The organism is Roseovarius sp. D0-M9, from assembly GCF_037083805.1.
Classification (GTDB): domain Bacteria; phylum Pseudomonadota; class Alphaproteobacteria; order Rhodobacterales; family Rhodobacteraceae; genus Roseovarius.
The window spans coordinates 22,585-43,384 of record NZ_JBAPKZ010000014.1; the positions used below are offsets into that span (position 1 = coordinate 22,585).

The window sequence follows — 20,800 nt, forward strand, 5'->3', positions numbered from 1 at the left end:
GTCACCCGCATTCAAGGCGCGGACGAATTCCACGTCGCACCTGGCAGGCAGGTGGAGCCCACTGTCGAAGGATCGGGATGGCCTTGAGGGCAGGACAATATGACAGGACAAAACGCGCGGCCAAAAAAAAACGCCAGCGCGAAGCTGGCGTTAAGTTATTGAGGCAGGTTTCATACAGGCAAGAAACCTATCGAGCAGTGACTCCCTTATAGGCAATCTCGCGCCGTCATCCAAGCTAAAAGTTTGAATTGCCTGACGCGCCCCTCTACGCTCAGCAACAAGTCGCTCCCGTCAAATAACGTATTACAGGAATTGTCTCCGCGATGAGATCACTTTGTTTCCCGCCGCTTAGAGGCCTTTCTTACAGTATGGCCTTTGTTTTTCTGGGTCTTGGCGGTGCATCGGCCCAGCCGACTCACGGTATTGCGATGTATGGCGAGCCTGCCCTCGCGCCGGGGTTCGAGGCGCTGCCCTATGCCAATCCCGACGCGCCCAAGGGCGGAAGCGTGACCACCGCCAATGTTGGTGGCTTCGATTCGCTTAATCCTTTCGCCCCGAAAGGCACCCCGCCCTGGCAGCTGCGGCACCTTTCCTACGAATCGCTTCTGGGTCGGTCCTACGACGAGCCCTTCACGCTCTACGGGCTTCTGGCCGAGACGATCGAGGTGGATGAGGACCGCACATGGGTCGAATTCACACTCAATCCGGCCGCTGCCTTTTCCGATGGCAGTCCGGTCACGACCGAGGATGTGATCTGGTCATTCGAGACGCTGGGCACGCGCGGCCATCTGCGTTATCGCGATTTCTGGACCCGCATCACGGAGATCCGCCAGTCCGGGCCCGGCAAGGTGCGCATTGATTTCGACACATCCAATGGCCCGCCCGACCGCGATCTGGTGATGCTGGCCGGTCTGCGGCCCATCTTGAAGAAATCGCAATGGGATACCCTCGTTTTCGAGGATGGCGCGATTGACGACATCCCCATCGGCACCGCGCCTTATGTGGTCGAAAGCTATGATGTCGGCCGCCAGGTGGTGCTGCGCCGCAACCCCGATTACTGGGGCCGCGACCTGCCCTTTCGCCAAGGCACCAATAATTTCGACGAAATCCGCATCGACTTTTACGGCGATGATGCCGTGATGAAAGAGGCGTTCAAGGGCGGCGAGATCAGCTATATCCGCGAATTCAACGCCGAGCGCTGGGAAGAGCTGGCCAACCTGCCTGCCGTGGAACGCGGCGATATCGTGCGAAGCGTGATCCCCAACGGCCAGCCTTCCGGCATTTCGGGCTTTGTCATGAATACGCGCAACCCGCCACTGGATGATTGGCGCGTCCGCGAGGCGCTGATCCGCGCGTTCAATTTTGAATACATCAACGATGCGCTGACCGGCGGGCGCCAGCCGCGCATCACCTCGTATTTCTCCAACTCCGAGCTGGGCATGCGCCCCGGCCCCGCATCCGAGGCCGAAGCCGCCCTTCTTGAGCCCTTCGCCGATGAACTGCTGCCCGGCACGCTGGAGGGATACACCCTGCCCGTCTCGGATGGCTCGCGGCGCAACCGTGACAATATCCGCGCCGCCGCAGATCTGTTGGCCGAGGCGGGCTGGACGGTCGAGGATGGTCTTCTTCGCAAGGATGGCGAAGCGCTGGTCCTGACGGTCCTTTTGCAACAGGACGCGCTGGTGCAGCAGGCGACGGCGATGATGGACATCTACGCCCGCGCGCTCGAACGGCTGGGCATCACCTTGGACGTGCAAAGCGTTGATAGCGCGCAATATACCGTGCGCGAGGCCAACTACGACTTCGATCTGACCTATATCCGCCGCTCCTTGTCGCTCAGCCCGGGCGCCGAGCAGTATTTCTATTGGGGCGCCGCCGGCGCGGATCAGCCCGGCAGCCGCAATCTGATGGGGATGAACAGCCCCGCCGCCGAGGCGATGATCCGCGCGATGCTGGCCACCACCCGGCACGAGGAATTCGTAACGGCCGTGCGCGCGCTGGACCGGGTGTTGATTTCAGGCCGCTATGTCATTCCGATTCACCAGTATTCCGAGGGCCGTATTGCCCATGACGCAAGGCTCAAGTATCCTGCCGACCGGCTTCCACTTTATGGCGACGGCGTGGGGTTCCTGCCCGAAGTGTGGTGGATGGCCGAAGACGAGTGACTGAGTATGACTGATCGCAAGACCGGGTAAACCGGCAGGATCCAACGAGCGGACAAAGGCAAAAGACAGGTAATCGAGATGAAAAAGATGATCGCCCTCTTGGCGCTGACCGTGATGGCAGGCTGCGCAACCGTCGACGGCGTGGGCCAGGATATCTCGGGTGCGTCGCGCGGCATTCAGAGCTGGTTCTAGACGCGCAAAGCGTTACGCCAAGAACCCGGATCCCAGCTATTGGCGACGCGCCGGGCAGGATATGGCCGATGCGCGCCTCCGAGCTATCGGGCTAGAAGCCTATCGCTTTGATTTGCGCGCCCTTCACGTTTCCTGCCCGGCGGCATCTGCCTGCCGGGGTCTGCCGCGTTGTCTTGCAATGACCCGCCCCAGCGCCTACCAAGACAGCGCCCCGCCCCCTTGAAAGGTCTGCCCCATGGTCAAGCTCGATATCGTCTCCGACCCGATTTGTCCTTGGTGCTATATCGGCAAGGCGCTCTTGGACGCCGCGTTGGCGCAGCGCCCGGATCATCCCTTTGTCATCGAGTGGCACCCCTATCAGCTGAACCCTGACATGCCCCGCGAGGGCATGGACCGGCGCGCCTACCTAGAGGCCAAGTTCGGCGGAAAGGAGGGCGTAATCGCCGCCTATGCGCCGGTGGTCGAGCGCGCAGAGACCGCAGGACTCAAGATTGATTTCGAGGCCATGACGCGCACGCCCAACACGCTTGACGCGCACCGCCTGATCCATTGGGCCGGCATCGAGGGCAAGCAGGAAGAGGCCGCCATGGCCCTCTTTGCAGCCTATTTCACCGAAGGCCGCGACATCGGCGATACAGACGTTCTGGCCGATATTGCCGACGCGATCGGCATGGACGCCGCCGTGGTCGGCAAACTCTTGGCCTCGGAGGCTGATCTTGAGGACATCATCAAGCGCGACACCCAGTTTCGCGAAATGGGCATCACGTCGGTGCCGACTTTCATCGTCGCCGCCCAGCATGCCGTGCCGGGCGCACAGGACACCGCCCTGTGGTTGAACGTCATGGATGAGATCATCGCAAAGCGCGCACAGGACGGCGACGCCTGAGTATCCTGCATACCGCCGTATACTGAACCCTTCCTTTCAATGCCGCGATGCGCTAGAACGCATCCATCAATTGCCCCTCCCATACGAAAGGCCGCCCCATGTCCAAGATCAAGGTAGAAAACCCCGTCGTCGAACTCGACGGCGACGAGATGACCCGCATCATCTGGGATTTCATCAAGAAAAAACTGATCCTTCCCTATCTCGACATCGACCTGAAATACTACGATCTCAGCATCCAGTCCCGCGACGAGACGGATGACCAGATCACGGTCGACGCGGCACATGCGATCCAGAAATACGGCGTTGGCGTCAAATGCGCGACCATCACCCCCGATGAGGGCCGGGTCGAGGAATTCGGCCTGAAAAAGATGTGGCGCAGCCCCAACGGCACGATCCGCAACATTCTGGGCGGCGTGGTGTTCCGCGAGCCGATCATCTGCTCGAACGTGCCGCGCCTCGTGCCGGGCTGGACCCAGCCCATCGTGATCGGCCGCCACGCATACGGCGACCAGTATCGCGCAACGGACATGAAGTTCCCCGGCCCCGGCACGCTCAGCATGAAGTTCGTCGGCGAAGACGGCACAGTCATGGAAGAAGAAGTGTTCAAGGCCCCCTCTTCGGGCGTTTACATGGGCATGTACAACCTCGATGACAGCATCCGTGATTTTGCCCGCGCGTCCTTCAATTACGGCCTGAAGCGCAATTATCCGGTCTACCTGTCGACCAAGAACACCATCCTCAAGAACTACGATGGCCAGTTCATGATCATCTTCCAGAAGGTCTTTGACGAAGAGTTCAAGGACAAGTTCGAAGAGGCCGGCATCACCTACGAGCACCGCCTGATCGACGATATGGTCGCCTCCGCGATGAAATGGTCGGGCGGCTATGTCTGGGCTTGCAAGAACTATGACGGCGACGTGCAGTCCGACACGGTCGCGCAGGGCTTTGGCTCGCTTGGCCTGATGACCTCGCAGTTGATGACGCCCGATGGCCAGATCGTCGAGGCAGAGGCGGCGCATGGCACCGTGACGCGCCACTACCGCCAGCACCAGAAGGGCGAGGAGACATCGACCAACTCGATCGCCTCGATCTTTGCCTGGACCGGCGGCCTCAAGCACCGCGGCAAACTGGACAGCAACGAGGCGCTGACAAACTTTGCCACAACGCTGGAAAAGGTTGTCGTCGATACGGTCGAGGCCGGTCACATGACCAAGGACCTCGCGCTGCTGGTTGGCCCCAATCAGAAATGGCTGACCACCATGGGCTTCCTCGAGAAGGTGGACGAGAACCTGAACACGGCGCTGAACGGCTAAGCGCCGCAACCTTGCACATGACGAAGGGCGGGCCAAACAGTCCGCCCTTTCTGTTTCTGCGCGGGGTTACTTCCCCCGATGAAGCGTCTTGCCAGGAAGATCAGCCACGATCCGGCTGGCCGTCTTGTCGAAGGCTGCGGGGATCAGCGTTGCCACCGATGGGCTGCCCCAGATCCGGAGCGTTTACCCGATGACGGGAAATCTCGATTATCTCGCATCGCGCGCGTGCCTATGGGCGATGTCAGCGCCAGTTTCGTGATGGAAGAGATCAAGGACACGACCGAATTGCCCCTACTTGATCTTTAAGGCAGGCGCACCCCGTGCCGCCCCGCCAGATCAGTGACGAACTGCCACGCGACGCGCCCCGACCGCCCGCCGCGCGTCGCCTGCCACTCGATGGCTTCGGCACGCAGATCCTCGTCCGAAATCTTGATACCGAACGCGTCGCAATAGCCCCGGATCATCGACAGGAACCCGTCCTGATCGCAGGCGTGAAAGCCCAGCCAGAGACCAAAGCGATCGCTGAGCGACACCTTTTCTTCGACCGCCTCACCGGGATTGATCGCGCTTGATCGCTCGTTCTCGATCATGTCGCGGGGCATCAGGTGGCGGCGATTGGAGGTGGCATAGAAAATCACATTCTCGGGCCGCCCCTCGATCCCGCCATCCAGAACCGCCTTGAGCGATTTGTAATGCTGGTCATCGTGGCTGAAGCTGAGGTCGTCGCAATAGAGCACGAAACGCGCATCGCTAGAGCGCAGGAGCGCCAGAAGGCGCGTGACGCTGGTGAGATCCTCGCGCTGAAGCTCAACGATCTTGAGGGGCATCCCCTGACTGACAATCTCGCCGTGAACCGCCTTGACGAGGCTGGATTTTCCCATGCCCCGTGCGCCCCAGAGAAGCGCGTTGTTGGCAGGCAGTCCGCGCGCGAAATGCAATGTGTTCTCAAGCAGCGTGTCGCGGGCGCGGTCAATCCCGACAAGCAGGTTCATATCGACCCGCGCCACATCCGGCACGGGCTGAAGGTGATCGGGCGACACATGCCAGACAAAGGCATCATGAGCCTCCAGATCCGGCGCAGGCGCAGGTGGCGGGCTCATCCGCTCGAGCGCGGTGGCGATGCGCTCCATTGCATCGCTCACGAACGCTTGTCCCCGTCCGGCGCATCATCTGGCTCATCATCGGCACGGTCCTCGGGGTGACCTTGGCCGTCATCCATGCCTTCTTCCATTTCGTCCTCGTCGTCGAACCAAAGACCCTCAGCGCGCAACTTGGCCTCGCGCTTGCGTTCGACACGGCCAACCAGCTGAATCGAAATCTCGTAAAGGCCGTAGACCACGACAAAGAGGATGCCTTGGGTAATCACGTCCGGCGGTGTGACCAGCGCGGCAAGCAGCAAGATACCGACAACGGCATATTTGCGCACCGAACGCAGGCCCATGGCGCTGACGAGACCGGCCTTGCCCATCAGGGTCAGAAGGACGGGCAGCTGAAAGCACAGACCAAAGGCGACGATGAACTTGATCGTGAGGTTCAGGTATTCCTGCGCCGAACCCTGGAAAACGACACTGAGCGGAGCTGACCCCTCGACACCGTCGATCACCTCGCCGGCGGTGCCGAACTGCTGAAAGCCAAGGAAGAAATCATAGGCCAGCGGCGTGACGACAAAAAACGCGAAGCTGGAGCCGAGAATGAACATGAAGGGCGATGCAACGAGGAAGGGAAGGAATGCCCCCTTTTCATTGCGATAAAGTCCCGGCGCCACGAAACGCCACATCTGGTTGGCGATGAACGGAAAGGCGAGGATGAAACCGCCAAGGAGCGATACCTTGATCGCGACAAAGAAGCCCTCTTGCGGGCTGATGAAGATCAGGTCGCAATCCTGACCGCGATCCGCCAGTACCGAGCAGAGCGGCGCCGTAAGAAAGTTGAAGATCGGCTGCGCGACGGTAAAGCAGACGATCATGCCCGCAAGAAAATACATTACCGAATGGATGAGGCGCGTGCGCAGCTCTGCCAGATGCTCGATCAGCGGGGCGCTGCTCTCCTCGATGTCACCTTCGGTACTCATGATTTGTTCTCGTCGCTCTCAGGAGCTTTGGCGGTCTTGCGCGGTTTCGGCGCGGTTTTGGCGGCGGCCTTGGGCGCGCCTGACTTTGCAGGCGCTGGTTTGGCCGTCGATGCCTTGGTCGTCGCCTTCTTCCTGGCAGGCGCTTTCTTGGCGGCCGGCGCTTTGCCGGTCTCGGCAGTGCCTTGTGTCTTTGCAGCAGGTTTTTTTGCAGCAGCGGTCTTTGTCGCTGGCGTCTTGCGTTGCGTCTTGGCCTTTGGCGCAGGTTTGGGCGTGTTTTCCGCCGTATCCTTTGCCGGAGCGCTCGCGGCCTCGGCGTCGGCCTTTTCGCGGTCCAAACGCTCTTGCGTCTTCTTTGCGGAATGGGCCGTGATCTTGTCCTTGGCTTCCTGGCGCTCGGCGCTCAGTTTTTCAGGTTCAGCCTTGGGCTTGTCTTCAGCGTCCGCCTTGGGCTTGCCTGCATCGCGCGTGGCTTGGGTAAAGCTGGTCGTGCTCTTGCGCACTTCGTTCATCGCCGAGCCGATGGGATTGCTCGCCTTGCGCAGCGTATCGGACATGCCCGAGACGCCCGCATCATCGGCGGCATCGTTCATGGCCTTGGAAAACTCGCGCGCCATACCCTTGGCCTTGCCCACGAACCGCCCGACCGTACGAAACATGCCGGGCAAGTCCTTGGGGCCGACCACGATGAGCGCCACGATTCCGATGACCAGCAGCTCGGTCCAGCCTAGGTCGAACATTTTGGATTCAGACCTTGTCTTTGTTCTTGGAGGTCACTTCGTCGCCAGAGGTCACATCGCGCGAGCCGGCCTCATAGTCGGCATCGGCATCCTTGGCAGACGTCTCGAGTTCCTTGTTTCCGTCATCGATGCCCTTCTTGAAGGACGTGATCCCCTTGCCAACCTCGCCCATGAGCGACGAGATCTTGCCGCGACCGAACAGTACCAGCACGACGACGGCGATCAGAAGAAGGCCGGGAAGGCCGATATTGTTGAGCATGAAATCTCTCCCTGAATTCGGGGCGCGTGTGAAGAGGCCCCGCTGACATGACTGCTGACAGTATCTAAACCCTGGCGCAAGCGGTTGAAAGGGCTAAGGCGTGCCGGGGTGCGGCGAATCGCGAAAAAAAGCGGCGTGGCGCCGATGGCGACTGCCGCGCAGATGAGTATTTTCAGAACAATGAAAGGGTCAGTCGCGCGCCTTGAACACAAAGCAGCGATCGCGGCGGATCATCAGCCAGAGCGCCTTGCCCGGACTGGGCAGAAAGACATTCGGCACGGTCGCCTTTAGGATGGAGCCGTCGTGATCCATGCGGAATTCCACGATGCTTTCCGAGCCCATGAAGCGCGCGCGCTCGACCACGCCGCGCGCGGGCGTGCCATCCTGCGCGGTGGGATCGGGTCCGCGCCCGGCGCGGTCGAAGTCGATCTTGATGTGTTGGGGGCGGATCACGATCTCGACCGCGCTGCCATCGGGCACGCCGGGGGCGAGGAACTGGCCAAAGGGCGTTTCAGTCAGCGCGCCGCGCACCGTGCCGCGTATGACGTTGATGTCGCTGAAGAACGCAATTGCGTCCTTGTCGACCGGGGCGTTGTAGACATTATAGGGCGCGCCCTGCTGCACGATGCGCCCGCCGCGCATCAGCGCGATATCGTCGGCCATGCGCATCGCCTCGTCAGGCTCATGCGTGACCAGAAGGACGGCAGCATCCTCTTCGCGCAGGATATCCAGCGTCTCGTCGCGGATGCCGTCGCGCAGGCGATTGTCGAGGCCCGAGAACGGCTCGTCCATCAGCATGATACGCGGTCGCGGCGCAAGGGCGCGGGCGAGCGCCACGCGCTGCTGCTCGCCCCCCGAAAGCTCGTGCGGGAAGGCCTTGGTGAAATGCCGCAGGCCCACGCGGTCCAAAAGTTCTGCCACGCGGGCGTGCATTTCGGTTCTCGAGCCGGTGAGGCCGAAGGCAACATTGCCCTCGACAGTCAGATGGGGGAAAAGCGCGAAATCCTGAAACATCAGGCCGATCTGGCGCTCTTCGGGGGGCACGCGCTCCGTGCCGTCGCAGATGATGTTGCCGTCGACACGTATGATGCCGCTGTCTTGGGTTTCGACGCCCGCGATCATGCGCAGCGTGGTCGATTTGCCGCAGCCCGAAGGGCCAAGCAAGCACGTCACCTGCCCCGGCATCACCGAGAGCGAGATGTCATCGACTACCAGGCGGCCGTCATAGCGGCGGCTGAGGTGTTCGATCTGCAAGCGCGGGGTCTGGGCGGGCATGCGGGCGTGGGCCTTTTGCGGGGTGAGCTGGCGTTATCCTACAGAAGAGCTCGGAAGTGCCCTTTGGAAAGGCAGATAGCAATGCCTCCCCGGCCTTGCAAGCGCCGGTCATCAGCCCGGTCGGTCATGCCGGCTAACCTTCGCCGCGGCGAGTGCCGGCCAGCGTGGCCGCAAACCCCAGAGCGAGCACAGCGGCGCAGATCAGCAAGAGCTGCTCGTATTTATGCGCCTCGGGCAGAAGGATCATTGCCCAATCGGCGCCGCGCGCGAAATAGAGAATGGCCCCGCCCATTGCAGCGGCGAAAGCGGCCACATAGGACCAAAGCGCAATGCGACGGCCCATGACCAGCCCCACGATCAGGATCGGAGTGAGAAACATCGAAGCCGTGCCGCTGACCGCGACCGCATCGAAGAGCGTCTGGTTGCCCCAGAGCATCAGCGCCGCGCCAAGCCCCATGAAGCAGGCCATCGCGATGCGCCCCGACATCAGGCTGCGCGTGCCGATCCGCAGCTCTTCGACCACCAGCCGCGCGGCGCTGGCCAGCGCCGAATCGAGCGTCGAGAGCGCTGAGACCAGCAGGGAGATCAGCAGCGCTATGTAGAGCCAGCTGGGGAACATCACGCTCCATGTGCCCAAAAGCTCGGCCTCGTAGTCGGCGCCGATGACGCCTGCCTGTATGCCGAACATGCCAAAGGCGATGATGCAGAGCGTCGAGATCCAGAAGGCATGGTGAAAGGAGCGCCGGGTCGTGGCGGGATCAGCAAGGAAGCCGCGATCCATCATCACTGGATCATGCGCGGGATAGGAGAAGACCTGGAGCAGCGCCACCAGCAAAAGCACCTGCCCGTTCCATGCGCCTGCCGTGCCCGGCGCGGTCAGAACGCGGCCCAGATCAAAGCCGGGGCTCAAGAGCAACGCGGCAAAGGCGGCAGCAAAGACGGCCAGGAACACGCTCATCTGCAAGACGTCCGTGCGCAAGGCCGCACTGAGGCCGCCCCATGCGCTGTAGCAGAGTCCAAGCAGCGCAACGATCACGATCGACGCGCTTTGCGCGATGCCTGACCCCGGCAGAGCGGCGGCGAAAATCAGGCCGACGACCAACAGGTTGGCAAAGACCTCGGACAAGAGGCGCAGCGCCACGACGAGGTTGTAACAGCCGGTGCCTGCCGAGCCGAATCGCGCGCCCAGCCAGTCCTGCACCGATCCCGCGCCCCCCTCGCGCAGGCGCGCCACGATAAAGCCACCGGTGAGGAAGGAGCCATAATAGGCGGCATAGGCCAGCGTGCCCCAGATGCCGTAGAAATAGCCCAGGATGGCCGAGTTCATCAGCGATCGTGCAAAGATCCAGGTTGTCACATGGCTGAGGACCAGCATCCATAGGCCGGGCGCACGGCCCGACGCGCTCGCACCGCCAAAGAAGCCGTCGACCGTGGCGCGGCGCGGGGCGGCCAGAAGACTGGCGAGGATGACACCGCCAAAGACGGCGATGATGATGGTGGCTTGCATGGATGGCCCCTCCGGCACGGGATTGCATAACGGTGCCAGAGGGTTATCCCCGCGCCTTTCGCGGGACTATCTGCAAACGTCGCGCTGGCGCAATCGTGATCAACAGCGCGCGCCTTGTGCCTACATGGTCAGCGACGTGGCCCCGCCATCGAGCAGCAGGTTCTGCCCCACGATGAAGCCCGCCTGGGCCGAGCACAGAAAGGCGCAAGCGGCGCCAAACTCGTCCGCCGTGCCATAGCGGCGCGCGGGAATGCCCGCATAACGACGCTCGCGTGCCTCCTGCATGGTGATGCCCTCGGCCTCGGCAACGCCGCCATCGAGTTGCACGGCGCGGTCGGTGGCATGGATGCCGGGCAGCAGGTTGTTGATCGTGACGCCCTTGGGCGCGACCTGCCGCGCGGTGCCGGCGACATAGCCGGTCAGCCCCGTGCGCGCCGCGTTCGACAGACCCAGCGCCGGGATCGGCGCGCGGACCGATTGCGATGTGATGTTGACGATACGGCCCCAGCCGCGCTCCATCATGCCGGGCAGGACCGCCTTCATCAGTGTAATGGGCGTCAGCATGTTGGCATCGAGCGCCTTGATGAAGTCATCCCTGTCCCAATCGCTCCAGACACCCGGAGGGGGGCCGCCCGCGTTCGTCACGAGGATATCGAGATCGCCCGCCGCCTCCAGCACGGCCGCCTGCCCCTCTTGGGTGGTAATGTCGCAGGCGACGGTCGTCACCTCCACGCCAAACTCGGCGCGAATCGTGTCGGCCGCCGCCTCGAGCGCGTCCTGCCCGCGTGCGTTCATCACCAGATGAACGCCCTCGGCAGCCAGGCTGCGTGCGCAGCCCAGACCCAGCCCCTTGGAGGAGGCGCATACCAACGCGCGCTTGCCGTTCAGACCCATATCCATGCAATTTTCTCCCTGATGATGTTGCCAATGCTGCGACGTTCGCCGCAAAATACGCCACTCTGGGGCGCACCTGCGCCACAATCGACCGATACGCCAAGTCTTAGGGCAGCCACGCGCGGACCAAAAGGCGAATTCGGGCGCGGGACCGCCCCCCGAAATGCGCCGCGCGTTCGCATGAGATCACTTGACCCCGGAACGGCAATGAGAGACCGATAGCCAATGTCCGAAACCTTCGCCCAGACCCTGCCCGTTTTTCACGCCCGCGACATTACTGTCGTGAGCGGCGCAAACCTTGGCGATGCCATGTCCTTTGCGGATGAGCTGGACCTTGACGATGTCTACGAGCTGTCGCAGCGCGCCCAGACCGCGCGGCTGTCGGTGCAGCCTGCACATGCAGGTATGCTGCGCGTCGCCTCAGGATCGGCCATCGGCACCGCAGGCAATGACCTTCATCTGGACGCGGCACTGACCATGATGACGGCCAATGGCACGACGAGTGAGCTTTTGGTTCTGGTCGAGGTAGACGGCGCCGGCGACATCGAAGCGATCTATGTGCTGCCCCTCGCGCAGATGGCGGCGCGCACCGAGTATACCCTTGTCGGGATCGAGAGGGCCGCCGCCCGTGACCGCTTTGCCGAGATGGCGTGTGTGTCCTTCTCGCGCGGCACGCAGGTGACGATGGCCTCGGGCGCACAGACACCCATCGAGGATCTGCGCATTGGCGACATGATTTTGACGCGCGACGATGGCCCCCGCCCGCTCCGCTGGATTGGCGCTGCAACGACGCGCGCCGTGGGTGATTTTGCACCTGTGCGCATCCGCGCGGGCGCGCTGCACAATTCGGGGGATCTGCTGGTCAGCCCCGAAAGCCGCCTGTTCATCTACCAGCGCTCGGATGCACTGGGCGCCGGGCGAAGCGAGGTGCTGGTGCGCGCGCGTCATTTGGTCAATGGCGGTAGCATCGTGCAGGAGCGGGGCGGCTTCGTCGATTACTTCCAGCTACTCTTTGACCAGCATCAAATCATCTATGCAGAAGGGATCGCCGCCGAGACGATGCTGGTCGATCCGCGCACCCGCAGCGTCCTGCCCGCCGATCTGAGCGATAGCTTGTCGCGCCCCCTGCCCGGCCATGTCCACCGCGCGCATCTCGATTTCGAGGTTGGTCAGCGACTGGTCGACCGGCCGGACGCGGCCGAGATCCTGCGCCGCGCCTCGATCCGCTGAGGCCCCACGCACCACTGCCTGCGCCCCATTGCCAGTCTTGGCGGCCCGCATTATACGCGCCCTATGCTGGATATCGCCCCAAACCGCCCCGATCTGCCGTCTGAAATCGCACGGCGCCGCACGTTTGCGATCATCTCGCATCCTGATGCGGGCAAGACGACGCTGACCGAGAAATTCCTGCTCTTTGGCGGCGCGATCCAGATGGCCGGCCAGGTGCGCGCCAAGGGCGAGGCACGGCGCACGCGCAGCGACTTCATGCAGATGGAAAAGGATCGCGGCATTTCCGTCTCGGCCTCGGCCATGTCGTTCGATTTCAAGGAGTTCCGCTTCAATCTGGTCGACACGCCCGGCCACTCGGACTTCTCCGAAGATACCTATCGCACGCTGACGGCAGTGGACGCGGCTGTCATGGTGATCGACGGCGCCAAGGGCGTCGAGAGCCAGACGCAAAAGCTCTTTGAGGTATGCCGCCTGCGCGATCTGCCCATTCTGACCTTTTGCAACAAGATGGACCGCGAGAGCCGCGACACCTTCGACATCATCGACGAGATCCAGGAAAATCTGGCCATTGACGTGACCCCCGCCAGTTGGCCCATCGGCGTGGGCCGCGACTTTGCCGGATGCTACGACATGCTGAACGACCGGCTCGAGCTGATGGACCGGGCCGATCGCAACCGAGTTGCCGCAAGCATAGAGATCAGCGGCCTTGGCGACCCCAAGCTGGACGAACACCTGCCCGCCGCGCTGGTCGCCAAGCTGCGCGAGGAGGTCGAGATGGCGCGTGAACTCATGCCGCAGCTGGACCCCCAAGCCGTGCTCGAAGGGCATATGACCCCGATCTGGTTCGGCTCTGCCATCAACTCTTTCGGCGTCAAGGAACTGATGTCGGGCATCGCGACCTACGGCCCCGAGCCGCAGCCACAAAAGGCCGGATCGCGTCAGATCGCACCTGAGGAGACAAAGGTGACTGGGTTCGTCTTCAAGGTGCAGGCCAACATGGACCCTAAGCACCGCGACCGCGTGGCGTTCTTGCGCATGGCGTCCGGCCATTTCAAACGCGGCATGAAACTGACTCACGTGCGCTCGAAAAAGTCGATGACGGTGAGCAATCCGGTTCTCTTCCTCGCGTCCGACCGCGAGCTGGCCGACGAGGCCTGGGCGGGCGACATCATCGGCATCCCCAACCACGGACAGCTGCGCATCGGCGACACCTTGACCGAGGGCGAGGCACTGCGCGTGACCGGCATCCCCAGCTTTGCGCCAGAGCTGCTCCAAACGGCTCGCGCGGGCGATCCGATGAAGGCCAAGCATCTGGAAAAGGCCCTGATGCAATTCGCCGAGGAAGGCGCGGCCAAGGTGTTCAAGCCTGCTTTCGGCTCGGGCTTTATCGTCGGCGTCGTCGGGGCGCTGCAATTCGAGGTGCTTGCCAGCCGGATCGAGCTGGAATACGGCCTGCCCGTTCGATTTGAACAGTCGCAATTCACATCGGCCCGCTGGGTGCAGGGCAGTCAGGCCGCAGTCGATGCCTTTATCAAGGCCAATCAGGCGCATATCGCCCACGACAATGACGGCGATGTGGTCTATCTGACGCGCATGCAATGGGATATCGACCGCGTGCAGCGCGATTATCCGGACGTGCGCCTGACCGCGACCAAGGAAATGATGGTCTGAGGGCGCGTCTGACTGCACGCATCGGCGACAGTGGCGTGAGAATCACCCCCCCCCCTGATACCACGTGGATTCAGATCCATATTCCGGGTAACCACCTCCAAATCAGGCATTTTCAAGGTAAACGCGACTTTCATCATTGTTGCAAATTTGGGGCAATTTTGTATAAGGAGTTTATCGCCCCAGCGATGATGTAAGCCGTATCGAAACAATGGGGGTTGTTCGATCTTGCCGTTGCTGATCTTTCAGTAAAATAACACGTTTGAGTTGCATTTGGTCTTAGATGGCTGCGTTCTTCCAGTACGTACTGGAAACGATTTGTTTCTCTACATTTTTCTTAAGATTACAGCGCGTAATGTTACCTTGAACGTGTCATTTTGAAGGCAGATTTTTGTCTTCTGGCTGGCAAGTTTGTTTCAAAGGCGGTGCGTGAATTTGTTTTTCGCGGGCCACGGCGTAAGTGGGGGTTGCACGCTGTGCATCACCCGAGTTTGGGGCAGTTGTTTTTGTGTTCGCATGGGTCCGGGGGACTCTGCGTGAGTTAACGAGTGAGGTCTGCCATGTCCGAAGCCAATGTCGATGTCCCCGCACGGACAGCGGGCCCCACAATGCCGCCCTTTCGGACAACGCGCCGCCTGCGCGCTATCCAAGGCCCGCAGTACCCAAGCCTTCACCGCTATGAGGCCATTGGCAGCTCAAGTCGGGCGGATGCTGCGGTATTCGCTCAGTCCGCTATCCTTCGGCCTGCAATCGCGCTGCCTTCACCGGCGCCGCGCCGTGGTGCCTACAGGCTGGTCGGAAAACGCGCGCTTGATCTGGCGCTGGTAATCCTCGCTGCACCTCTTGCGCTTCTAATGATTGGCATTGCCGCGCTCCTTTTATGGATCGAGGGCGGGTCGCCCTTTTACAGGCAGGCGCGGCTCGGCAAGGATGGGAACAGGTTTTCCATCTTCAAGCTGCGCACCATGGTCCGTGATGCAGATCGCCTGCTTGAGGTGCATCTGGCTGCGGATCCGGCGCTTAGGGCCGAATGGGACAAGACGCAAAAGCTGCGCCATGACCCGCGCATCACGCCGATTGGAGAGTTCCTGCGCAAGACGTCACTGGATGAATTGCCCCAGCTCTGGAACGTTCTGCGCGGCGACATGAGCCTCGTCGGGCCGCGCCCCATGCTGCCAGAGCAGCTGTCGCTTTATGGCAATGCCACGCATTATTTCGCGCAACGTCCCGGCATCACCGGATATTGGCAGGTCTCACAGCGCAACAATAGCGCGTTTCGCGCCCGCGCCGCGCTTGACGCGGCATATGATTTTGATGTCTCGCTGATCGAAGACGCCAAGGTGCTGTGGCGCACCATCGGCGCCGTGGTCAAGCGGACGGGGTATTGAGCCATGTTTCAACGTTTCCTCGATCCCGGCGCGGACCGCCCTGCAGGCAAAGGCCGGAAAATGGGCGCCCAAATGGATGAGGATCTGCCCTTCGATCTGGAGCTGACCCGGCGCGTCAACGGTGCCCGTATGACCCCCAAATGGGGGATGCGAGATCCAAGCGAGGCACCCGTGATCGATGCCCAAGCCGATGCCGAATACGAATTGGTCGAAGAGCTAAGTCAGGATGTCGCCCGACAGGACGCTCTGGCGCTGGAGACCGGTAGCCAAGACTTGATGCCGTCCAGCCGCGACATTTTTGGCCGCGATCTGTGGAACGTCCTGCCCACCGCCCGTTTCGGCCATGGCGGCACGCCGCTGGAAATGCAACTGTGGCTGACCGGTCACGACCGCGCCATGCTGCGCGCCTTCGATGATCTGCGCACACAACTCTTGCGCACGATGCACGGGGCGGGCTGGTCACGCATTGCCGTATGTGCCCCGACCGCAGGATCGGGAGCCAGCTTTACGGCGCTCAACCTCGCGCTGTCGATTGCCCGCATCCCGGACGCGCGCGCACTGTTGATGGACCTCGATCAACGCGCGCCGGATATCGCGGGCATGCTGGGAATGAAGGCCAAGGGCGACATGCAGCGCCTCATCGCGGGCGAAATCGAGCCGCATGACCATCTGGTCAAACCCGCCGAGACGCTGGCGCTGGGCCTTGGCCGGGGCACTGCGCAAAACCCGTGCGAGATGCTGCACGCACGTCGCACCGGCGAGGTGATGGACGAGATACTTGACGCGCTGCGCCCCGATATCGCGATTTACGACCTGCCCCCGATGCTCGAGCACGACGATCTGGAGGCATTCCTGCCGCATGTCGATGGCGTTCTTCTGGTGGCCGATGCCACCCGCACGCTGGCCAGCCAGATCACCGAATGCGAGCGGCGCTTGGAGGGCAAGACGCAGCTGATGGGCGTTATCCTCAATCGGACCCGTCCAGAGCGCATGACGGCGCGCCAAAAGCGCAAGGCAGACCGACGCGCGGCCTGATCTGTCTCTGGCCGGTCCCCCCTGATCGACCCAACCCCTGATCGGCGAGCTCATTGCACCCAGTCATGCAGTTTTGAAGTCGTGCGCGCGCCTCGGCCACTGTTGCGCCCATCGCGCGCGCAACTTACATCCTTCGTCATATTGTCGCCCCTTTACCATGTCAGGTGGTGCGGACGGACATAACCATGGGTGCCCGGCCTGCCGCCGGACGCCCCGATCAGCGCGGGACCAACCAGCGAATGGGATCTATATTCTCGGTTGCAGACTTCATGGACATGCTGCGGCGCCGCCGCGGCGTGGTTATTGGCGTCTTTGTGCTCGGCTGCATCCTGTCGTTGCTGTTCGCCGCTGCTCAGCGGCACCTTTATACCTCGTCCGAAGTGCTTCAGATGCAGGGCGCGATCATTCCCGGCGAAATGGCCCCCTCGACCGTCCAAGGCTCCTCCGCGCGCAGGCTTCAACTGATCGAACAACAGGTGATGTCGCGCGGTGCCATTCTGGACCTGATCGAGAAATTGGGGCTGTTCGACGACGCGCCCGCAATGACAGAGGAACGACAAGTGGCGATCGTTCGCGAATCTGTCAGTATCACCGGCGTGGCCGCCGCGCGCGAAGGTTATAGCGACGATGGCGAGGTATCGCTTTTGCGCATAACCGCCAATTGGCCAACGGCCGCCGGCGCGCAAAACCTCGCGCATGAGATTTCGCGCCGCACCGTGTCGCTCAGCGTCAGCACGCGGCTCGACCAGTCGCGCGAGACGCTCGATTTCTTTACACTGCAAGAGGATGCGGCCCGCAGCGCGGTGCAGGCGCTCGAGCGCGAGATCAGCCAGTTCAGGGCACGCAACGATGTTGCCCTGCCCGGCGAGGCCGATAGCGTTCAGCGCGAAATTGTGACCCTGAACGAGACGCTCCTGACCATCGACCGCCAGATGATTGCGCTGCAACGGCAGATCGCCGGTCCTGCGGAATCACGTGTCGAACGGCGCGACCGCGAAGAGCAGCAGGCCCAGCTGGATAGCCTCGAAGAAGAACGCGCGCTCTTGCAGCGCAACATCGACGCGCTGCGTGCGTCGATTGAGGGCACGCCAGAAACCCAGCGACAAGTGGAGGAGTATGAACGCCAGATGACCTCCCTTCAGGCCGAGCTTGAGGCCGCCAGCGCGCGCCGAAAGGAGGCCGATATCGCCTACCGGCTGGAAACGCAGCGCCAGGCCGAGCGGCTGACCGTGCTGGAACCCGCGTCCCTGCCCGAGCACCCCTACACGCGCTCGCGCAAGCTGTTGGCGGCGCTGGGTGTCGTGGCCAGCACGATTGCAGCGATCGGGGCCGCTTTCCTCGTGGACCTGCGCCATCCGGTCATACGCTCGGCAGCGCAGATGGAACATGCGCTTGGCCTGCGCCCGGTCGTCTCGATCCCCCAGATGCAGCCAGTCAGGCGTCGGCGCAGCCTTCGTGATCGGCTCTTTCGGCGCCGTTAGCGTACAGCCAGCGCGGCGATCGGCGCCCAATGCAGCCATAGCGCCAGCGCCACAAGCCCCAGCGCTACCACGGCGAAAAACGCATCATGCGCCGCGTCCCATGCGCCATGGCGCCGCGCCAGACGGATCAGCACGGGGTAGGCGATCAGCAGGGCCAGCCCCATTGCAACCAATGCACCGATCAGACCAAACGCCTGAAATCCGCCGTAGAGCATCGCGATCTGAAGCACTGCGCGCAGCGCCGAATAGACAAAGACCCCGCGCGAGTCTCCCGCAGCCAGCGCCGCGCGATCATAGCTAAGCCCGATGGCTTGTGGCAAAAAGGCCAGCGCGATCAGGACCAGCATCGCGCCCGCAGGCGCATAGCGCGGATCATAGAGCACCGACACCAGCCACGGCCCCGCCAGAGCCATGACCGCGAGCATGGCAAAGACGCCGCTGGTCATCAGCACGCGCATCTTGCGCAGGCGCCGACGATTGGGCTCGCTCCCATCCGGCGGGCGGTCTCGATAGATCGGGATGAGGATCTGCTGCGCCACGGATCCGCCGAGGAGCGCGGGGAAACTGGCCAGAAAATAGCCGATATTGTAGATGCCCAGAGTGCGCAGATCCAGCAGCCCACCGAGAATTGCCTTGTCGCCCTGCACGCTGAGAAACCCGAAAGCCGTGCTGAGAAATATCCATTTGCCGAAATGCACTTGCTCGCGCACTGCGGCAGGCTCCAGCCGGAACCGGTTGCGCGCGCCGGGCAAGAAAAGCGAAGTCAGGATCAGCTTGGCCACCGCAGTAAAGAGGCTGCCCAGCACCAGCGCGATCACGGACCGGGTCATCAGAGCCAGAACGATCATCGCGATCACCCCGATGGCTTGGGCGGCCAGATCCAGCGCGGTCAGCCTGCCAAAGACAAGGTGCCGATGCGCTGTCTCGATTCGCGTCGGGAAAAACCCCGAGATGATCAGCGCGACCCCCGCGATGGGCAGATAGGTCGCGAGCAGCGGCTCGTCATAGATCCGGGCCATCGGGACGGCCAGCAGCAGCGTCACCCCCCAAAGCGCGAGACCGCGCATCACCTGAATGGTCCAGGCGGTGTTCAGGAAATCCGGGTCATCGCCGCGCTTGGACTGGCTGATCGAGGGGCCGATGCCCACGTCCGAAAACATCATCAGCCCCACCGTGACGACCGTCACCAGCGTCATCAGGCCAAATGCCTCGGGAAACAGCAGGCGCGTCAGGATGAGGTTCGACGCCAGCCGGATCGCTTGCGCGCCGCCATAGCCGATCATCACCCACGACACGCTGCGCAGGACACGCGCGGTCAGTGCATTGCCGGCGAACGCGCGCGCCAGTTGTTTCATTCGCAGACCTCCCTGACCCGGCCGCGTGCGTGCGGGCGCGATTGCCACTCAGACCCTGCAAAATGCCGCGCAAAGGTGCAATCGCCTTGCGGCGCACGCAGGCGCCGATACCCTGCACATCTCATAGCCGGAGCGCGCCGACGTGAAGATCGCCTATATCCTCAATACCTATCCGCAGCCCTCGCACAGCTTTATCCGGCGCGAGATGCAGGCATTGGAACGGCTGGGGTTTGTCATCGACCGCATCGCGATGCGCACGCCCGATGCCGCCCTTGTCGATGCGGGCGACAGGGACGAGGCGGCGCGCACGCATTATGTGCTTGGGCGCGGCGCGGTCGCGCTGCTGCGCGATCTGGCGGCCGAGGCGTGGCGCACGCCACGCAGCATGGCCGCCGCATTGGCGCTGGCATGGCGCTGCGGCGGGCGCAGCGAGGCGGGGCGCCTGCGGCATCTGATCTATCTGGCCGAGGCCGCGCATGTCGTGCGGCGCTGCGCCGGATCGGGCGCGGCGCATCTTCACGCGCATTTCGGCACCAACGCCGCAACCGTCGCGATGCTGGCGCATGAAATGGGCGGTCCGCCCTACAGCTTCACCGTTCACGGCCCCGAGGAGTTCGACGCCCCGCGCGCGCTGTCTCTGGCGCCCAAGATCGAGCGCGCCGCCTTTACCACCGCCGTCAGCAGCTATGGCCGCTCGCAGCTGAGCAGGCTGGTCGACCATACTGTCTGGCCGCGGATCAAGGTGGTTCATTGCGGGATCGAACCTGCGCGCTTTGCAGACCCCGCGCCGATGCCCGAAGGGTCGCTGCGCCTCGTCGCCATTGGGCGCTTTGTCGAACAAAAGGGCCAGATGATGCTGGTGCCCGCGCTGCAAGAAGCTCTGGAAGAAACGCCGGACATTCACCTGACCTTGATCGGCGATGGCCCACTGCGCGGCGTGATCGCGGACGCGATCACTGCCGCGGGTCTGGGCGATCATGTCACGCTGACAGGCTGGCTGGACGAGGCGGGCGTACGCACCGCGCTTGGCGCTTCCCATGGCCTCGTCATGCCCAGCTTTGCCGAGGGCCTGCCGATGGTGGTGATGGAGGCGATGGCCGCTGCCCGCCCCGTAATCGCAACCTATATCGCCGGCACCCCCGAGCTGGTCGAGAATGGCAAGACCGGCTGGCTGGTTCCGGCGGGTGACGCCAGCGCATTGGCGCAAGCCATGGTCCGGATGGCCCAAACGCCGCCGAGTGATCTGGCCCATATGGGCAGCGATGCACGCGCGCGTGTGCTCGAGCGGCACGATGTCGATACCGAGGCGGCCAAGCTGGCAGATCACATACGCAGGCAGTAGCC

Annotated in this window: 19 protein-coding genes; 11 read left to right on the forward strand and 8 right to left on the reverse strand. The window is 62.7% G+C overall.

Features of this window, described 5'->3' with window-relative positions; genetic code table 11:
* Positions 1-323: 323 nt before the first annotated feature.
* From V8352_RS10875 to V8352_RS10895, 5 genes are all read left to right on the forward strand, one after another.
* On the forward strand, positions 324-2,165 hold the full coding sequence (locus tag V8352_RS10875) for an extracellular solute-binding protein (protein WP_442971016.1): 1,842 nt from the start codon (positions 324-326) through the stop codon (positions 2,163-2,165).
* A 78-nt stretch (positions 2,166-2,243) separates the two neighbouring features.
* Positions 2,244-2,357 (forward strand): entericidin EcnA/B family protein, encoded by a 114-nt coding sequence (locus V8352_RS10880; RefSeq protein ID WP_336424318.1) that lies wholly within the window; start codon positions 2,244-2,246, stop codon positions 2,355-2,357.
* A 235-nt stretch (positions 2,358-2,592) separates the two neighbouring features.
* Positions 2,593-3,243, forward strand: a complete 651-nt coding sequence (locus V8352_RS10885) for a DsbA family oxidoreductase (RefSeq protein ID WP_336424319.1) — start codon at positions 2,593-2,595, stop codon at positions 3,241-3,243.
* Positions 3,244-3,341: 98 nt separating this feature from the next.
* Complete coding sequence (locus tag V8352_RS10890; protein ID WP_336424320.1) at positions 3,342-4,556, forward strand: NADP-dependent isocitrate dehydrogenase; 1,215 nt, start codon at positions 3,342-3,344, stop codon at positions 4,554-4,556.
* Between the two features lie 78 nt (positions 4,557-4,634).
* On the forward strand, positions 4,635-4,862 hold the full coding sequence (locus V8352_RS10895) for a hypothetical protein (protein WP_336424321.1): 228 nt from the start codon (positions 4,635-4,637) through the stop codon (positions 4,860-4,862).
* Here V8352_RS10895 and V8352_RS10900 read toward each other — a convergent pair.
* The 7 genes from V8352_RS10900 to V8352_RS10930 form a co-directional block, all read right to left on the reverse strand.
* The gene (locus V8352_RS10900; protein WP_442971017.1) at positions 4,859-5,686 is read right to left on the reverse strand and encodes an ATP-binding protein; all 828 of its coding nucleotides are present in this window, start codon (positions 5,684-5,686) and stop codon (positions 4,859-4,861) included. The two genes, V8352_RS10895 and V8352_RS10900, sit on opposite strands and share 4 nt — an antisense overlap.
* An 8-nt stretch (positions 5,687-5,694) precedes the next feature.
* Complete coding sequence (gene tatC, locus V8352_RS10905; RefSeq protein ID WP_336424323.1) at positions 5,695-6,627, reverse strand: twin-arginine translocase subunit TatC; 933 nt, start codon at positions 6,625-6,627, stop codon at positions 5,695-5,697.
* Positions 6,624-7,364, reverse strand: a complete 741-nt coding sequence (gene tatB, locus V8352_RS10910) for a Sec-independent protein translocase protein TatB (protein WP_336424324.1) — start codon at positions 7,362-7,364, stop codon at positions 6,624-6,626. Before tatB ends, tatC begins: the two co-directional genes overlap by 4 nt.
* A 7-nt stretch (positions 7,365-7,371) precedes the next feature.
* A complete protein-coding gene (locus tag V8352_RS10915; RefSeq protein WP_336424325.1) occupies positions 7,372-7,623 on the reverse strand; it encodes a twin-arginine translocase TatA/TatE family subunit in 252 nt (83 codons plus the stop codon).
* Positions 7,624-7,812: 189 nt separating this feature from the next.
* Entirely contained in the window at positions 7,813-8,898 is a 1,086-nt protein-coding gene (locus V8352_RS10920; protein WP_336424326.1) for an ABC transporter ATP-binding protein, read from the reverse strand.
* 133 nt (positions 8,899-9,031) lie between these two features.
* Positions 9,032-10,405 (reverse strand): sodium:proline symporter, encoded by a 1,374-nt coding sequence (locus V8352_RS10925; RefSeq protein ID WP_336424327.1) that lies wholly within the window; start codon positions 10,403-10,405, stop codon positions 9,032-9,034.
* Positions 10,406-10,525: 120 nt separating this feature from the next.
* Positions 10,526-11,305, reverse strand: a complete 780-nt coding sequence (locus V8352_RS10930; protein WP_336424328.1) for an SDR family oxidoreductase — start codon at positions 11,303-11,305, stop codon at positions 10,526-10,528.
* 219 nt (positions 11,306-11,524) lie between these two features.
* Here V8352_RS10930 and V8352_RS10935 point away from each other — a divergent pair, with 219 nt between their 5' ends.
* The 5 genes from V8352_RS10935 (at position 11,525) to V8352_RS10955 (ending at position 18,101) form a co-directional block, all read left to right on the forward strand.
* Positions 11,525-12,529, forward strand: a complete 1,005-nt coding sequence (locus V8352_RS10935) for a Hint domain-containing protein (protein ID WP_336424329.1) — start codon at positions 11,525-11,527, stop codon at positions 12,527-12,529.
* A gap of 63 nt (positions 12,530-12,592) precedes the next feature.
* The gene (locus V8352_RS10940; protein ID WP_336424330.1) at positions 12,593-14,200 is read left to right on the forward strand and encodes a peptide chain release factor 3; all 1,608 of its coding nucleotides are present in this window, start codon (positions 12,593-12,595) and stop codon (positions 14,198-14,200) included.
* Between the two features lie 557 nt (positions 14,201-14,757).
* The gene (locus V8352_RS10945) at positions 14,758-15,585 is read left to right on the forward strand and encodes a sugar transferase (protein ID WP_336424331.1); all 828 of its coding nucleotides are present in this window, start codon (positions 14,758-14,760) and stop codon (positions 15,583-15,585) included.
* A gap of 3 nt (positions 15,586-15,588) precedes the next feature.
* Complete coding sequence (locus V8352_RS10950) at positions 15,589-16,620, forward strand: CpsD/CapB family tyrosine-protein kinase (protein ID WP_336424332.1); 1,032 nt, start codon at positions 15,589-15,591, stop codon at positions 16,618-16,620.
* Between the two features lie 185 nt (positions 16,621-16,805).
* Positions 16,806-18,101 (forward strand): GumC family protein, encoded by a 1,296-nt coding sequence (locus V8352_RS10955; RefSeq protein WP_336424333.1) that lies wholly within the window; start codon positions 16,806-16,808, stop codon positions 18,099-18,101.
* Here V8352_RS10955 and V8352_RS10960 read toward each other — a convergent pair.
* The gene (locus V8352_RS10960; RefSeq protein ID WP_336424334.1) at positions 18,098-19,456 is read right to left on the reverse strand and encodes an oligosaccharide flippase family protein; all 1,359 of its coding nucleotides are present in this window, start codon (positions 19,454-19,456) and stop codon (positions 18,098-18,100) included. The two genes, V8352_RS10955 and V8352_RS10960, sit on opposite strands and share 4 nt — an antisense overlap.
* Before the next feature lie 142 nt (positions 19,457-19,598).
* Here V8352_RS10960 and V8352_RS10965 point away from each other — a divergent pair, with 142 nt between their 5' ends.
* Positions 19,599-20,798, forward strand: coding sequence for a glycosyltransferase (locus V8352_RS10965; RefSeq protein WP_336424335.1), 1,200 nt, complete (start codon positions 19,599-19,601; stop codon positions 20,796-20,798).
* Positions 20,799-20,800 lie beyond the last annotated feature (2 nt).

What these genes read in the sequence shown, in the direction of transcription:
- V8352_RS10875 (WP_442971016.1), top strand. Translation starts at nt 324, where the DNA reads ATGAGATCACTTTGTTTCCCGCCGCTTAGAGGCCTTTCTTACAGTATG.
- V8352_RS10880 (WP_336424318.1), top strand. Translation starts at nt 2,244, where the DNA reads ATGAAAAAGATGATCGCCCTCTTGGCGCTGACCGTGATGGCAGGCTGC.
- V8352_RS10885 (WP_336424319.1), top strand. Translation starts at nt 2,593, where the DNA reads ATGGTCAAGCTCGATATCGTCTCCGACCCGATTTGTCCTTGGTGCTAT.
- V8352_RS10890 (WP_336424320.1), top strand. Translation starts at nt 3,342, where the DNA reads ATGTCCAAGATCAAGGTAGAAAACCCCGTCGTCGAACTCGACGGCGAC.
- V8352_RS10895 (WP_336424321.1), top strand. Translation starts at nt 4,635, where the DNA reads ATGAAGCGTCTTGCCAGGAAGATCAGCCACGATCCGGCTGGCCGTCTT.
- V8352_RS10900 (WP_442971017.1), bottom strand. Translation starts at nt 5,686, where the DNA reads ATGGAGCGCATCGCCACCGCGCTCGAGCGGATGAGCCCGCCACCTGCG.
- tatC (WP_336424323.1), bottom strand. Translation starts at nt 6,627, where the DNA reads ATGAGTACCGAAGGTGACATCGAGGAGAGCAGCGCCCCGCTGATCGAG.
- tatB (WP_336424324.1), bottom strand. Translation starts at nt 7,364, where the DNA reads ATGTTCGACCTAGGCTGGACCGAGCTGCTGGTCATCGGAATCGTGGCG.
- V8352_RS10915 (WP_336424325.1), bottom strand. Translation starts at nt 7,623, where the DNA reads ATGCTCAACAATATCGGCCTTCCCGGCCTTCTTCTGATCGCCGTCGTC.
- V8352_RS10920 (WP_336424326.1), bottom strand. Translation starts at nt 8,898, where the DNA reads ATGCCCGCCCAGACCCCGCGCTTGCAGATCGAACACCTCAGCCGCCGC.
- V8352_RS10925 (WP_336424327.1), bottom strand. Translation starts at nt 10,405, where the DNA reads ATGCAAGCCACCATCATCATCGCCGTCTTTGGCGGTGTCATCCTCGCC.
- V8352_RS10930 (WP_336424328.1), bottom strand. Translation starts at nt 11,305, where the DNA reads ATGGATATGGGTCTGAACGGCAAGCGCGCGTTGGTATGCGCCTCCTCC.
- V8352_RS10935 (WP_336424329.1), top strand. Translation starts at nt 11,525, where the DNA reads ATGTCCGAAACCTTCGCCCAGACCCTGCCCGTTTTTCACGCCCGCGAC.
- V8352_RS10940 (WP_336424330.1), top strand. Translation starts at nt 12,593, where the DNA reads ATGCTGGATATCGCCCCAAACCGCCCCGATCTGCCGTCTGAAATCGCA.
- V8352_RS10945 (WP_336424331.1), top strand. Translation starts at nt 14,758, where the DNA reads ATGTCCGAAGCCAATGTCGATGTCCCCGCACGGACAGCGGGCCCCACA.
- V8352_RS10950 (WP_336424332.1), top strand. Translation starts at nt 15,589, where the DNA reads ATGTTTCAACGTTTCCTCGATCCCGGCGCGGACCGCCCTGCAGGCAAA.
- V8352_RS10955 (WP_336424333.1), top strand. Translation starts at nt 16,806, where the DNA reads ATGGGTGCCCGGCCTGCCGCCGGACGCCCCGATCAGCGCGGGACCAAC.
- V8352_RS10960 (WP_336424334.1), bottom strand. Translation starts at nt 19,456, where the DNA reads ATGAAACAACTGGCGCGCGCGTTCGCCGGCAATGCACTGACCGCGCGT.